This is a genomic window from Paracoccus sp. DMF-8, assembly GCF_029309835.1.
Classification (GTDB): domain Bacteria; phylum Pseudomonadota; class Alphaproteobacteria; order Rhodobacterales; family Rhodobacteraceae; genus Paracoccus.
This window is the reverse complement of the sequence record NZ_JARJHL010000011.1, coordinates 352,775-366,696: the sequence shown is the minus strand read 5'-3', so window position 1 is coordinate 366,696 and position 13,922 is coordinate 352,775. Positions and strand designations below refer to the sequence as shown.

The window sequence follows — 13,922 nt, the reverse complement described above, 5'->3', positions numbered from 1 at the left end:
ATGCCGCAATCACGGTCGCCACCTCCGCCCACCTGCGCGGGCATCCGCATCGCCGGATGCCCGCTTTTTATTGTGCCCACGGGAATCGGAGGGCGTCATCACCACAGCCGCGCCCCCGCCCCGCGTCACCATAGCCAGACCTGCACCCGAAGGTGCTGAACCGGCGGATCGCCTGCGCGTCGGTTTCACGGTCACGAAAGGGCAGCCGGAACAGCGGACCCGGCCCCGGCATTGCACGGAAAATGTCACATGTTTCGCCCTGATCCGCTGCCCCGGACAGCACGCGATTTCTGTCCCCTGCGCAAGCGCCTGTCCGCCTGAACCGCGACCTTCTGGCAGGCTCCCGCCTGCACCTGCAAAACGGCGCAGATGATTTCCGCTACCGCCCCTGTTCGCTGCGCGGCAAGGCCCGAATGCTGCCGGGGCCACATCGGCACATGGTTTCCCCTGCCCCCTCAACCCCGCGCAAAACGGGCGGGATGAGATGGCACCCCCGCTCCGTATGCAGGGGAAACGTGTTGATGGCGATACAGATGAACGCATTTTCACCGGGCACGGCAGATTCCAGACCTGCCGCGGGCGATCCGGCACCGGGCTTTGTCCAGCGCAGCCCGCAAAACCCGCGCTATAGTTTCGATTCCGCAGCGGGGCGCTATCTGGTCCTGTGCTTTTTCGGCAGCGCCGGGGACGGGCTGGCGCAGAACGCGCTGAAGGCGGTCCTGTCGCGTCCCGATCTGTTCGACGACCGTCACGCCAGCTTTTTCGGGGTCAGCAACGATCCCGCCGATGAACAGACCGGGCGGCTGGCAAACCGCACGCCGGGCTATCGGTTCTTTTGGGATTTCGACCTGCTGGCCGCCCGCCGCTATGGCGTGGTGCCGCCGGACACGCTGGCCAAGGATACGCCGCTGGTGCTGGGTCGGTGCTGGATCGTCATCGACCCGACGATGCGGGTGATCGCGACCATCCCCTTTCAGGAGGACGGCGGTTGCGCGGCCTGCGTCATCGACCTGCTGGCCACCCTGCCGCCCCCCGCGCGTTTCAGCGGGATCGAGTTGCAGGCCCCGATCCTGTTTCTGCCCCGCGTCTTTGAACCAGAGCTGTGCCGCCACCTGATCCGGCTTTACGAGGCCGAAGGCGGCGCGGAAAGCGGCTTCATGCGGCAGGTGGACGGGCGCACCGTGCCCATGCAGGACAGCAGCTTCAAGCAGCGCAAGGATTGCAACATCCGCGACAAGGACCTGATCGCCGCCATCCAGACCCGTTTCCTGCGCCGCGTCGTCCCGGAAATCACCAAGGCCCATCAATTCGCCGTCACCCGGATGGAGCGTTATATCGTCGCCTGCTATGCGGCTGAGGACGGCGGCCATTTCTCGGCCCATCGCGACAATACCACGGCGGGGACGGCGCATCGCCGCTTTGCCGTGTCGATCAATCTCAACGACGATTTCGACGGCGGAGAGGTCGGCTTTCCCGAATATGGCCCGCGCAGCTGCAAGGCGCCTGTGGGCGGGGCGGTGGTGTTTTCCTGTTCGCTGCTGCACCGGGTCAGCCGGGTGACGCGCGGGCGGCGCTACGCCTTTCTGCCCTTTCTTTACGACGATGCAGCGGCAAGACTGCGCGAACAAAATCTGCGCTACCTTGGCGATGCCGACCTGACAAAAGACGCGGCGACGGACAAGACACCTGCACCGCACAGCAACGAAAGCTAGATTCATATGGGGCGCCCAACCTTCGATATCGTCAGCCACCTGCCCGGCCTGCGCCGCTATGCGCGGGTGCTGGCGCGTGCCGGGCAGGATGCCGACGATCTGGTGCAGGGGGCGATGCTGCGCGCCTATGAACGGCGCAGGCAGTTTCGCGAAGGCGCCGACCTGCGGGTCTGGCTGATGGCGATCCTGCACAACCATTTCATCGACCAGACCCGCAGCCGCATCGCATCCGAGGCGCGCGATCAGGCATGGGCCGAACTGAATCCCGGCTTTGCGATCCCGGCGGGGGAACAGGCGGCGCGTCTGGCACAACTGCGCGGCGCCTTTCTGGCCCTGCCCCGCGAACAGCGCGAAGCGCTGCATCTGGTCGCGCTGGAAGGGTTCAGCATGGTCGAGGCGGCCGAGGTGCTGGGCGTGCCCGCCGGCACGGTGATGTCGCGCGTCGGCCGCGCCCGCGCCAGCCTGCGCCGGTTCGAGGACGAACCCGCCCCCCATCTGCGCGTCGTCGGCGGCGGCAGGCGGAAACAGGCGAAAGGACAGGCAGATGACCCGGCATCGTGACGACATCCCCGAAGGCGACATCCACGCCCTGCTGACCGGCCGGCTTGATGCCCGGCAGCGTTTCGCGCTGGCCGATCATCTGGCCGCCCATCCGGACCGCGCGGCCGAGGCGATGGCCGATCTGCGCATCCATGAAGGGTTGCGGCTGGCCTGCGGCACCGTCGATGCGCCCCTGCCCGACCAGATGCGGCGCGGTGCGGCGCGGCTGGAACGCAACCTGCGCGCCAGCCACCGGCTGCGCCGGATGCGGCCCCTTGCCGCCGCCGTGACGCTGTTCGGTCTGGGATGGCTGGGCCATGCCCTCTGGTCCGAACCGAGGGGCGCGGCCGTGGCGGCCCATGTCCTGCCGCTGGCCGAAACCGCGCTGGATGCGCAGGCGGCGCTTGATCTCAACCGCGCGCTTTTGCCGGGCAAGGGCCGTCCCGCCAGCGATCCGCAGGTGATCGCGGCCAGTCTGGGCGTCGCGCTGCCGCCGCTGCCGCATGACTGGATGGTGCGCGATGTCCAGATCGTCGCGACCCCGAACCGCCCTGCGCTGGCCTTGCTGCTGGACACCCCCGACATGGGCGAGGTGATGCTGTTTTCCGTCGCCCGCGACACAACCGGACCCGACCTGCAACCAAGCGCCTTCGACTATCGCGGCAATTCGGTCGCCGTCTTTGAACGCGACCGCTCGGCCTATGTGCTGGTCGACACTTACGGCCTGCCCGCGCAGGTTTCGCTTGGGGCGGAACAGTTCCTGCGGCGTTTCAACTGATCCCCTGCCGCATGGCCATGCGCTGGCGGCATTCCCCTATTCTTTCAGTCAGGATTGACATTTCCCCGGGACAGGCATCAGATCGCCGCTGCCAGAGGGGTGGCCCGCTGGCATGAGTCAGCCGCATCGCGGCGCCCCGACCCCCGGATCTTCCGCCCACCCGGATCTTCTGGCCGTCCCGGCTGCCGCCGTGCGATCCAGCAGGAAAGAGGGCGATGCTTGCTCCGTTTCTGATCATGCTGCGCGAGGGGCTGGAGGCCGCCCTGATCGTCGGCATCATCGCAGGCTATCTGCGCCAGACCGGACGGCAGGACTGGCTGCCCGCGATCTGGGTCGGCGTCTTTCTGGCCGCCGCGCTGGCGCTGTTCGTGGGTGCGGGGCTGCAACTGGTCAGCGCCAGCTTTCCGCAAAAGGCGCAGGAACTGTTCGAGGGGCTGATCGGCCTGCTGGCCGTCGCCGTGCTGGTCGGCATGGTGTTCTGGATGCGGCGCGCGGCGCGCAACATCCGTTCCGAACTGCATCACGGCATCGACCACGCGCTGGAACGGCGCACCGGCATCGGCGCGACATGGGCGCTGATCGGCATGGTCTTTTTCGCCGTCGCGCGCGAAGGGCTGGAATCGGTGTTTTTCCTGCTGGCGATCTTTCAGCAAAGCCGCGATGCCGCCGCGCCGGTCGGCGCGCTTCTGGGCCTGCTGGTGTCGGTCGGGGCCGGTTGGGCGATCTATGCAGGTGCCTTGCGGCTGAATCTGGCGCGGTTCTTTCGCTGGACCGGGGTCTTTATCCTGTTCGTCGCGGCGGGGCTGCTGGCCGGAACGGTCAAGGCATTCCACGAGGCGGGCATCTGGAACGGCTTGCAGGGCCGGGTCTATGACCTCGGCGCCACGCTGCCCGAATCCAGCCCGCTCGGCACCGTCCTGTCCGGCCTTCTGGGCTATCGCGAGGCCCCGACGGTGGGCGAGGCGCTTGTCTGGCTGGTGTTTCTGGCCGTCACCCTGTTCCTTTTCCTTCGCCCGATGACGCCCACCGCAGGGGCAGCACCGGCCCATACCAACCCGACCAGCACCGCAGGACGTAACTGACATGAGCGAACCGGACAGCCCCGAAACAGGCAGGCCACGCGGGATGAAACTGGCGATCGCGGGCGCCGCCCTGCTGGTCGTCGCGGGCGCCGCGACCTTCTGGTTCGCGACGGAGCAGAACATGCGCGCCAATCAGGGCCGGACCTCGGACATGGTGGTCACGGTGGGCGCGAAAACCTGCGACCCGATGGATATCACCCTGCCCGGCGGCAAGCGCAGTTTCGACATCGTCAACGCCTCGGACCGGCCGATCGAGTGGGAAATTCTGGACGGCGTCATGGTCGTCGCCGAACGCGAAAACATCGCGCCCGGGTTTCAGCAGGTGCTGACCGTGCAACTGCAGCCCGGCGAATACGAAATCACCTGCGGCCTCTTGTCGAACCCGCGCGGCAAGCTGACCGTCACCCCCTCGGACGAGGCCAGCGCCGCCGCGTCCGAGGTCACGCTGCGCAAATTCCTGGGCCCGCTGGCCGAATATCGCGTCTATCTGGTCATGCAGGGCAATGCCGCGATCAAGGACGCCCAGACCCTGCAAACCGCCATCGCGGCGGGCGATCTGGACGCCGCCCGCGCCGCATGGAAAGCCGCCCACCTGCCTTACCGCCGCATCGAACCGCTGGTGTCGCGCATTTCCGATCTGGAAAACGCCATCGACCCGATGGCCACCTATCTGGAGGGCCGCGAATCCGACCCCGCATTCACCGGCTATCACCGCATCGAATACGGGCTGTTCCACGACAATTCGACCGACGGGCTGCAGCCCGTGGCCGACCGGCTGGTCAGCGATCTGCAAACCCTGTCGGCGCGCATGAAAGAGATGCAGATCGACCCGCAACTGCTGGCCGCCCTGCCCGGCGACATGGCCGCACAACTGGCCGAGGCTTTCGTGCCGCACGGCCAGAACCTTTATGCCGGCAACGATCTGGAGGATCTGGCCGCCAGCACCGATGGCATCGCCAAGCTGGTCGGGCTGATCCGGCCGGTTCTGGTCGGCGTCGATCCCGCGCTGGACGAAAGGCTGGCCGCCGAACTGGACCGCATCCACGGCGACCTGATGGCGCTGCAAACCGCCGAAGGTTTCGCCCCCTATGCCACGGTGACCGAGGCGCAGCGCGCCGAACTGGCCCGGAAATTCACCGCCCTTCAGGCCACCCTGACCGAGGCGCAGGGCAAGATCGGAATGAGCTGAGATGACGACGACGCCCACCCCTTCCGCCAGCCTTGCGGCCAAAGGCCTCGCGCGCCGTCAGGTGCTGCAGGCCCTTGGCGCGGGCGTGACCGGGATCATGGCAGGTCACACGGCATTCGCCCGCGCGCTGGCACCGGACCAGCCCGGCGCCGTGCAGGAGGCCCCCCATGCCGACGCGGTCACCGCCGCGCAGCAGGTGCCCTTTCACGGCATCCATCAGGCGGGCATCGTCACGCCGCGCCCGGCCAACGGGATCATGGCGGCCTTTGACGTGGTCGCATCATCGCTGGACGATGTGGAACGGATGCTGAAACTGCTGACCGAACGCGCGGCATTCCTGACGCTTGGCGGGCCGGTCCCGGGACGCGACCCGAAACTGCCCCCGGCCGATCCCGGCCTGCTGGGGCCGGTGGTGTCGCCCGACAACCAGACGATCACGCTGGCTTTGGGCGATTCGCTGTTCGACCGGATGCCCGAACTGCGCCCGCTGAAACCGGTCCGCCTGCAACGCATGGTGCAATTCCCGAATGACGCGCTGGAATCATCGCTGTGCCACGGCGATATCTCGATCCAGTTCTGCGCCAATATTCAGGACGCCAATATCCATGCCCTGCGCGATATCGTCAAAAACCTGTCGGAATTCCTGGTCATGCGCTGGATGGTCGAGGGATCGGTGCCGCCCGAATTGCCCGACGCGACCGGCAAGACCGCCAGCGCGCGCAATTTCCTGGGCTTTCGCGACGGTTCGGCCAATCCCGACAGCAGCGATGCCGAACTGATGGACCGGGTGGTCTGGGTCAGCGCCCCGGATGAACCCGAATGGGCGCATGGCGGCAGCTATCAGGCCGTGCGCATCATCCGCAACATGGTCGAACGATGGGACCGCACGCCGCTGAAGGAACAGGAAGACATCTTTGGCCGCCGCAAGGACAGCGGTGCGCCGATGGACGGGCCTGCGGATGCGACGGAACATGACGTGCCCGATTACGCCGCCGACCCCGATGCGGCCGTGACCTTCGCCGACAGCCATATCCGTCTGGCGAACCCGCGCACGGCAGAAAGCGACGCGCATCTGATGCTGCGCCGCCCCTTCAACTATTCGCGCGGCGTGATGAAGAACGGCCAGCTGGATCAGGGGCTTTTGTTCATCTGCTATCAGGCGGATCTGGAAAAGGGCTTCATCCATGTCCAGAACCTGCTGAACGGCGAACCGCTGGAGGAATATATCAAACCCATCGGGGGCGGCTATTTCTTTGCCGTTCCGGGCGTGCGCGATGCCGGGGAATATCTGGGATCGCGCCTGATCGACGCAGCCAGACGGGCCTGACCCGCCAAGCCGAAAGACAAGACCAAGCACAACATACGGAGCGTGAAAATGGTCGCTAACTTCCTGAAAACCACAGCACTGGCGCTGGCCCTTGGCGGCTGGTCGCTGGCTGCACATGCGCAGGATGCCTCGCTGGATCTGGTCGGGCCGCTGTCCGACTATAAAATCTATGTCGCTGAAAACACCGCGAAACTGGTCGAGGATTCCAGGGCATTCACCGATGCCGTCAAGGCGGGCGACGTGGAAAAGGCCAAGTCGCTGTTTGCCCCGACCCGCACCAGCTATGAAAAGATCGAACCGATTGCCGAGCTTTTCTCGGATCTCGACGTGTCCATCGACGCCCGCGCCGATGATTACGAACAGGCCGAACAGGATCCGAAATTCACCGGCTTTCACCGCATCGAATACGGTCTGTGGGAACAGAACTCGACCGAGGGGCTGACCGAATATGCCGATCGGCTGCAAAAGGATATCGAGGATCTGAACAACCGCATCAACGAACTGACCTTTCCGCCCGAGGTCGTCGTGGGCGGTGCCGCCGTGTTGATGGAGGAAGTCGCGGCGACCAAGATCTCGGGCGAGGAAGACCGCTACAGCCACACCGACCTGTGGGACTTCCGCGCGAACTTTGACGGTTCGCAAAAGATCTATGACCTGCTGCGCCCGCTGATCGCCGAGAGCGAGGCCGAATTCGTGTCCAAGGTCGATGCGAATTTCAAGGATGTCGATGTCGTGCTGGAAAAATACCGCAGCGCGGACGGCGGCTTCGTGTCCTATGAAGAACTGACCGACGAGGATCGCAACGTCCTGTCCGTCAAGGTCAACACCCTGGCCGAAGATCTGGCGACGCTGCGCGGCAAGCTGGGTCTGGGCTGAACCCCATCCCCGAACAATGCAAAAGGGCCGCCGGGCGCGGCGCTCTTTGCTGCCTGTCCTGTGGTCAGGAAATCATCAGATGCGCGTATTTTTCGCGGATGCGGGCGTTCGCTTCGGCAAAGGGGCCAAAGACATCGCGGAACACGGCTTCCAGTTCCGGTGTCATCGACGCCTCGGGACCGACGTTCACCGGCTCCAGCGGGATATCGCCTTCCAGCGGCGGAATGCCCAGAAAGGTGCAGATGTTTTCGGTGGTCATTTCCGGGTCGGTCCACATGTCTTCGCACTGGATCAGGCGGACGCGTTCCTCGCCCAGGGCGGAAACCAGCGTTTCGACATGGGTTTCGGTCTGCGATTGCGGCAGGATATTCGGCGACAGCAGCAGCGCGCGCAACTCATCGGTGCCAAGCGCGCCCAGATCGCTGCTGCGCCCGGCGAAACGCTGGTGGAATTTCGCATGGCTGAAGGCGCGCGCGATCGGATCGCGGAAACAATAGGTGACGCGCAGCTCATCGGTCAGACTGGCGACCTGCTGCGAGCCTTCGGCGTGGATCGTGCAGGTCAGGTTCGAAAAATCGGCCGCCCACTGATCTTCACGGATGCCGGTGAACATGTCCTGATACCAGCCCGGCGTATTGACCGGGCGCAGATAGTTCGCCGCCCATTGCAGCAGATACCGATAGCGATAGATCGGGCAGTTGGATTCGGTTTCCTTTTCGACGAATTGCTTGGCCTTGCGCATCCGCACATGGTCGCTGAGAATCCGCACCGTGCCATAGGCTCAGGCCCCATTGATTTCAGACCTTTGGCATGATTCAGGCTCTGCAAGGAGACTGCACAATGAGCAACCTTTACTGGCTTTCGGACGCCCAGATGGAAGGCATCAAGCCTTTCTTTCCGAAGAGCCATGGCAAGGCCCGCGTCGATGACCGCCGCGTCCTGAGCGGCATAATATTCATCAATCGCAATGGCTTGCGCTGGCGTGATGCGCCGCAGGAATATGGCCTGGCCAAGACCCTCTGCAACAGGTGGAAGCGTTGGAGGTGAGTGGCTGAACGCCACTGGTCCGAGAGAGGCCACGAACGCGGGGTCTTCGCCAGGATCATGGTGGGCCTGGCCGCCGAGCGCGCCACACAAGTCCATCATGATCGATGTGAGCAGGCGAACGCCATGCGTTCGAGAGAGCCTGCGCAAGTACCTCAAGGCGCACCGCACGGCGTCGAGCCTGCGGGTCAAAAAGGGGGGCGTGCGCGCCAGATCGGGCGAACCAAAGGGTTCGAAGGATCAGGAAACTGTCCGGGGGACAGCTTCCCCGAAGAACGGAACACCAGACTGCACGCTGTTTCCGACGCCAAGGGGCGGCCGATCGGGTTCTTCATGTCGGCGGGTCAGGTCAGCGATTACACCGGCGCGGCGGCGCTTCTGGGGAGCCTACCGAAGGCGGGATGGCTGCTGGCCGATAGAGGCTATGACGCCGACTGGTTCAGAGAAGCGTTGAAAGACAAGGGGATAAAGGCCTGCATCCCCGGCCGGAAGGCCCGTAAGAAGGCCGTCAAATATGACAAACGGCGCAACCGCATCGAGATCATGTTTGGGCGGTTGAAGGATTGGCCAATCGTCGGGAAAACAGTCCACTGGACTGTTTTCTGATCCTCCTCATATGTCGCCACCCGATACGACCGGTGCCCGGAAACCTTCTTCTCAGCCATCATGCTCGCCGCAACGGTCTTGTTCTGGCTGTGACCAGAACGAGTCCTGACCCTAGGGCAAATCTCGTGCCTTTTGGCTGATAGAAGGGTTTGCTCCGGGCAAGCGTGGCCACCTCTAACGCGAAAGCCGGAATTGCAACAGCCCTGTCACGCCCGATCCCCGTTCTTCGCCGGTTTGCGGCAACGATCACGCCGCACGGGGCCACGCGCCCTGACTATTCGGCAACGCTTTCCGCCACCGGCAGATAGGTCGCGAACAGATGGTCAACGATGCGCTTCACCACCGGCACGCGGGCATGGACATTGTCATCGCAAAAGGCCTGCAAGCCGCCCGACATGGCGATTTCATAGCTGGGGAAATAATCGACACGACCCGCGAAAACCGTGCAAAGCCGGTCGGCCACCGCCCGCAGCACCGCCTTGGAACGCATGTTGGCGGTCACGCAATCCTGCCCGGTAAAGGTGGTTTGCAGCGGCACGGGCGACACGGTCAGGATGATATGGCGGTCATCGTCCGACAGCACCGCCTGCATCGCGGATTCCAGCTGCCTGACGCATTCGCCAAATTCCAGGTTGCGGAAACGATAGCGCCCGCCCCCGCTGCCGCGCAACACCGCAGCGGGCGGCATCCGGTTCAGGAATGTCCGGGTTTCGTTGTCATACCAGCATTCGGTCAGGCCAAGGGTGATCGTCACCACCCGGCTGCCCGGCAGTTCGGCATAAACCGCGTCGATTTCCTTGCGCCGTGCCAGCGCACGCGCGCGCGTACGCCGGGCGCGGTCGGCAGCAGCAGGTCCAGCGTGTCGTCTTCGGGTCCGATCAGGGTGCCGGGCATGTCTGCGGTGGGCCGGCCTTCGACGGCCCAGATCATGCGCTGCGCAATCGTGCCCGCGTTATATTCGTTCAGCAGCCCGTTGGGACGGCTGGCCCATTCGCTTTTCTGCACGGAAAAGCGCCGGGTCGGGACATCGAAATCGGTCAGGAAATCTTCGACATTGCGGGCGAAACAGGAACCGATGGTAAAGATCCGCTGCCCCGGCACCAGATGAAAGGACGGCGTGACCGAAGGAAACAGCAACCCGTCCTGATCCCGGGAATCGGCCTTGTTCGGAAAGCGCGAGGTGCCACGGGACTTCAATGCGCGCTGAAATGCCCCCAAGGCGGGTATGTTCATTTCGGTCCACCCAATGTCTTTTCGGCCGGATGGCCCTGCAATCGAAAGGCGGTCTGCCCGGTCGCCATCTTACCTGTGCGCAAGCCCGATGAGCAAGGCGGCCGGCGACGCGATGACGGTTCTTTGCCCATTCCTGCGTCATGGGCGCGCGATCCTGCCTTTCACGCGGCAGGATGCCCGGCCCGAACCGATGACCGGCAGGGATCCGACAAGCGTGCCGGGACCCGGCCAGCCGGGGCGGCGTCAGCCATCAGGGGAACGGGCGGATGAGCTTTCGCCCGGCGGTCATCATGGATCGCATGCAGGACCGGCAACCGGCGCAGACGCGCGGGTTGCCGGATCAGGCCACGGGTTCAGGCCAGCGCGCCAAGCGCCTGAACGATCTTGTCGCCCATTTCAGCGGTCGAAACGGCAGTGCCCCCTTGCGGCCCCAGCAGATCGCCGGTGCGCACGCCATCGGCCAGCACCTTTTCCACCGCCTTTTCAAGCAGGTCGGCATTGGCGCCTTCGTCATAGGAATAGCGCAGCGCCATGGCGAACGACAGGATGCAGGCGATCGGGTTGGCCTTGCCCTGCCCCGCGATATCGGGGGCGGAGCCGTGGACCGGCTCATACATCGCCTTGGGGCGGCCGTTTTCCATCGGCGCGCCAAGGCTGGCCGAGGGCAGCATGCCAAGCGAGCCGGTCAGCATCGCCGCCGCATCCGACAGGATATCGCCAAACAGGTTATCGGTCACGATCACGTCGAACTGGCGCGGGTTGCGGACCAGCTGCATCGCACCGTTGTCGGCATACATATGCGACAGCTCGACATCGGAGAATTCGTTCTTGTGGACCCATTCGACCTCTTCGCGCCACAGAATGCCGGATTCCATGACATTGGCCTTTTCCATCGAACAGACACGGTTGCCGCGCTTGCGGGCCAGTTCGAACGCCGAACGCGCGACCCGGCGGATTTCGCCCGAGGTGTAGCGCTGCGTGTTGATGCCGACGCGACCGCCTTCGTTCGCGGGATCGTTGTCGTCCTGAATGCCGCGCGGCTGGCCGAAATAGATGCCGCTGGTCAGTTCGCGCACGATCAGGATATCCAGACCGGCCACGACTTCGGGTTTCAGCGACGAAAAATCGGCCAGCGCGTCAAAGCATTGCGCGGGGCGCAGGTTCGCGAACAGGTCCATTTCCTTGCGCAGGCGCAAGAGGCCGCGTTCGGGTTTCACGCTGAAATCCAGATTGTCGTATTTCGGCCCGCCGACCGCGCCCAGCAGGACCGCATCGACCGATTGCGCCTTTGCCATCGTCGCATCGGACAGGGGCTTGCCGTGGACGTCATAGGCGGCGCCGCCGACCAGATCCTCGCTGACGTCGAATTTCAGGCCGCGGCTGGTTTCGAACCACGAAATGACCTTGCGCACTTCGGCCATGACTTCGGGACCGATGCCGTCGCCGGGCAGGATGAGCAAGGAATAGGTGGTCATCGGGATCGTCCTTTTGCAGGGATTGCGTAGGGGAATGCTGGCATTTCGCCTATAGCCGGGGCCCGGAATCGTCAAGACGGCCCGGACAGGACGGCCCGGATCGCGCATGGCGGAATGGGCCGGACCGGGACGGCTGGCGGGGTGCTGGCTGGTCCGGCAAGGCCGCGATCAGCGGCGGGCCAGTTCTTCGGTCGCGATGGCGGTGCGGCGGGTGTTGTCATAGATGCCAAGCGCCAGATAGATCCCGCCAAAGATCAGCAGCAGATACAGGGCGCCGAACACCAGGACGCCAAGCCCCTGCAGGAAGCCACCGCCCGAGGCCCCGCTGAACATCACGACCAGCGCGGCGATGACGATCCCGATGGCGGCCAGAACGACCAGCGCATTGACGCATTTTTCCATCGTGCCGATAAAGATTTCACGCATGAATATCTCCTTCATGTGAACGGCCGGATATGGCCGCGCAAAGCGTGGCAGCCCTGCCGGACGGGATCAATAGCCGACCGCCCCGGCCGTCAGGCATTTCAGGCAAAAGGAAAATCTGCCGTTGCGTCAGCCTGTGTGACCGATGGCGGGACGGCGCAGGGCGGCCATCCGACGGCCCTGCACCGCCCCGGGCTGACACCTGGCTCACGTCGAATTGGGTTGCGACTTGGGCCGGGATCGGGCGGGATGGCCGCAGAATGCGACGACTGAAGGGGATATGATGCGATTCTGGAAAGCCGCCCTGGCCGGGATTTTCATCGCAGCGCCAGTTTGGGCAGCGCCGGTTTGGGCCGATGGCGGCATCACGGTCAGCCTGCCCGATGTGTCCCGATTGTCGGATGCCGAGGCCAAGGCCCTGATCGCCGAACTGGCCAATGTCAATGTCATCACCTCGAACTGTCCGGGTTATGAAATCTCGAACGGGGAATGGGCGCTGATCACCGGCACCGGCGACCGGCTGGCCGCAAGGCTGGGCATGGACCCGACGGCCTATGACCGCAGCTATTACGGCCCCGCCTTCAAGCTGCTGGACGACCCGGCCGCCTGCGACCGCGTCGGCCCGACCGCGCAGCCGCTGATCCAGCGGCTGATCGGCATGGGCGGCGGCACGACCCCGGTCAACCAGCCGCAATAGCGCCGCCGCTTGCCGCGCGCGCCGCTTGGCCCTAGCTTTCGCGCATGAGCGATCTGAGTTACCGGGGATCTGCGCTGGACGCGGAAACCGCGCTGGCTTTGCTGCAATGGCAGGCAGAGCTGGGCGCGGATGAGCCATGCCTTGACGAACCCATCGACCGCTATGACGAGGCCCGGGCGGCCGAGGCCGAACGCAGCGCCGCCCGTGCGCCCATCGCCACCGCCGCGCCGCAATCCGCCCCCCGCCCGCCGACGCCTGCCGCAGCCGCGGCGGATGCGCTGGCCGAACAGGTCACCATCGCGACCCGCCTTGCCGCCGCCGCCACCACGCTGGAAGAACTGGCCGAGGCGCAGCGCGGTTTCGACGGCATCGAATTGCGCAAGGGCGCCCGGAATTTCTGTTTCGCCGATGGCAACCCCAAGGCCCGCGTCATGGTCATCGGCGAAGCCCCGGGCGAGGAAGAGGACCTGCGCGGCCTGCCCTTTGTCGGGCGCGCCGGGCAGCTTCTGGACCGGATGTTCGCGGCGATCCATTTGGCCCGCGATGCCGTCGATGCCGAACGCGCGCTGTATATCGCCAATGTCCTGACATGGCGCCCCCCCGGCAACCGCCGCCCCGAACCCGGCGAGGTCGCCGTGATGCTGCCCTTTCTGGCCCGTCACGTCGATCTGGTCGACCCCGAGGTCATCGTGCTGATGGGCAACACCCCCTGTCAGGCGGCGCTGGATCCGCAGGTGATCCGACAGGGCATCCTGCGCCTGCGCGGCAACTGGACCACCGCCTTCGGCCGCCCCGCCCTGCCGATGACGCACCCGTCCTATCTGCTGCGCACTCCTGCGGCCAAGCGCGAGGCATGGGCCGATCTGCTGTCGCTGTCGGCGCGGATCGACCCGTGACGGGCGGTCCAGACCTGCGGTGAAACAGGCCAAAAGGCGTGGAT

At 65.0% G+C, this 13,922-nt stretch carries 14 protein-coding genes and 1 pseudogene; 10 read left to right on the top strand and 5 right to left on the bottom strand.

What is annotated here, in order from left to right; genetic code table 11:
* The first annotated feature begins 533 nt into the window (after positions 1 to 533).
* The 7 genes from PE067_RS13385 to efeO (PE067_RS13355) all read left to right on the top strand — a co-directional run bounded on the left by PE067_RS13385 (position 534) and on the right by efeO (PE067_RS13355) (position 7,504).
* On the top strand, positions 534 to 1,712 hold the full coding sequence (locus tag PE067_RS13385; RefSeq protein WP_276189986.1) for a 2OG-Fe(II) oxygenase: 1,179 nt from the start codon (positions 534 to 536) through the stop codon (positions 1,710 to 1,712).
* Between the two features lie 6 nt (positions 1,713 to 1,718).
* Positions 1,719 to 2,273, top strand: coding sequence for a sigma-70 family RNA polymerase sigma factor (locus PE067_RS13380; RefSeq protein WP_276189985.1), 555 nt, complete (start codon positions 1,719 to 1,721; stop codon positions 2,271 to 2,273).
* The gene (locus PE067_RS13375) at positions 2,257 to 3,030 is read left to right on the top strand and encodes a hypothetical protein (RefSeq protein WP_276189983.1); all 774 of its coding nucleotides are present in this window, start codon (positions 2,257 to 2,259) and stop codon (positions 3,028 to 3,030) included. The genes PE067_RS13380 and PE067_RS13375 overlap by 17 nt, the downstream gene beginning before the upstream one ends.
* A gap of 215 nt (positions 3,031 to 3,245) precedes the next feature.
* Positions 3,246 to 4,112 carry an iron uptake transporter permease EfeU gene (gene efeU / locus PE067_RS13370; RefSeq protein WP_276189981.1) on the top strand — a complete coding sequence of 289 codons (867 nt, stop codon included), beginning with the start codon at positions 3,246 to 3,248 and terminating at the stop codon, positions 4,110 to 4,112.
* Between the two features lies 1 nt (position 4,113).
* Positions 4,114 to 5,301, top strand: a complete 1,188-nt coding sequence (gene efeO / locus PE067_RS13365; protein WP_276189979.1) for an iron uptake system protein EfeO — start codon at positions 4,114 to 4,116, stop codon at positions 5,299 to 5,301.
* Between the two features lies 1 nt (position 5,302).
* Positions 5,303 to 6,628 (top strand): iron uptake transporter deferrochelatase/peroxidase subunit, encoded by a 1,326-nt coding sequence (efeB, locus tag PE067_RS13360; RefSeq protein ID WP_276189977.1) that lies wholly within the window; start codon positions 5,303 to 5,305, stop codon positions 6,626 to 6,628.
* A gap of 48 nt (positions 6,629 to 6,676) precedes the next feature.
* Positions 6,677 to 7,504: an iron uptake system protein EfeO gene (efeO, locus tag PE067_RS13355; protein ID WP_276189975.1), complete on the top strand. Its 828-nt coding sequence runs from the start codon at positions 6,677 to 6,679 to the stop codon at positions 7,502 to 7,504.
* A gap of 64 nt (positions 7,505 to 7,568) precedes the next feature.
* Here the strand turns inward: efeO (PE067_RS13355) and PE067_RS13350 are convergent, their stop codons facing one another.
* Positions 7,569 to 8,273, bottom strand: coding sequence for a sulfotransferase domain-containing protein (locus PE067_RS13350; protein ID WP_276189973.1), 705 nt, complete (start codon positions 8,271 to 8,273; stop codon positions 7,569 to 7,571).
* A gap of 71 nt (positions 8,274 to 8,344) precedes the next feature.
* On the opposite strand from PE067_RS13350, the pseudogene PE067_RS13345 reads away from it, so the two are divergent.
* Positions 8,345 to 9,247, top strand: a pseudogene (locus PE067_RS13345) (IS5 family transposase).
* 181 nt (positions 9,248 to 9,428) lie between these two features.
* On the opposite strand, the gene PE067_RS13340 reads toward PE067_RS13345, so the two are convergent.
* From PE067_RS13340 to PE067_RS13325, 4 genes are all read right to left on the bottom strand, one after another.
* A complete protein-coding gene (locus PE067_RS13340) occupies positions 9,429 to 9,926 on the bottom strand; it encodes a GSCFA domain-containing protein (RefSeq protein WP_276190050.1) in 498 nt (165 codons plus the stop codon).
* Entirely contained in the window at positions 9,905 to 10,387 is a 483-nt protein-coding gene (locus PE067_RS13335; RefSeq protein WP_276189971.1) for a GSCFA domain-containing protein, read from the bottom strand. Before PE067_RS13335 ends, PE067_RS13340 begins: the two co-directional genes overlap by 22 nt.
* A gap of 353 nt (positions 10,388 to 10,740) precedes the next feature.
* Positions 10,741 to 11,862: a 3-isopropylmalate dehydrogenase gene (leuB, locus tag PE067_RS13330; protein WP_276189969.1), complete on the bottom strand. Its 1,122-nt coding sequence runs from the start codon at positions 11,860 to 11,862 to the stop codon at positions 10,741 to 10,743.
* A gap of 168 nt (positions 11,863 to 12,030) precedes the next feature.
* Entirely contained in the window at positions 12,031 to 12,288 is a 258-nt protein-coding gene (locus PE067_RS13325; protein ID WP_276189967.1) for a hypothetical protein, read from the bottom strand.
* Positions 12,289 to 12,568: 280 nt separating this feature from the next.
* On the opposite strand from PE067_RS13325, the gene PE067_RS13320 reads away from it, so the two are divergent.
* Entirely contained in the window at positions 12,569 to 12,982 is a 414-nt protein-coding gene (locus tag PE067_RS13320) for a hypothetical protein (protein WP_276189965.1), read from the top strand.
* A 44-nt stretch (positions 12,983 to 13,026) separates the two neighbouring features.
* A complete protein-coding gene (locus tag PE067_RS13315; protein ID WP_276189962.1) occupies positions 13,027 to 13,878 on the top strand; it encodes a uracil-DNA glycosylase in 852 nt (283 codons plus the stop codon).
* Positions 13,879 to 13,922: the final 44 nt, after the last annotated feature.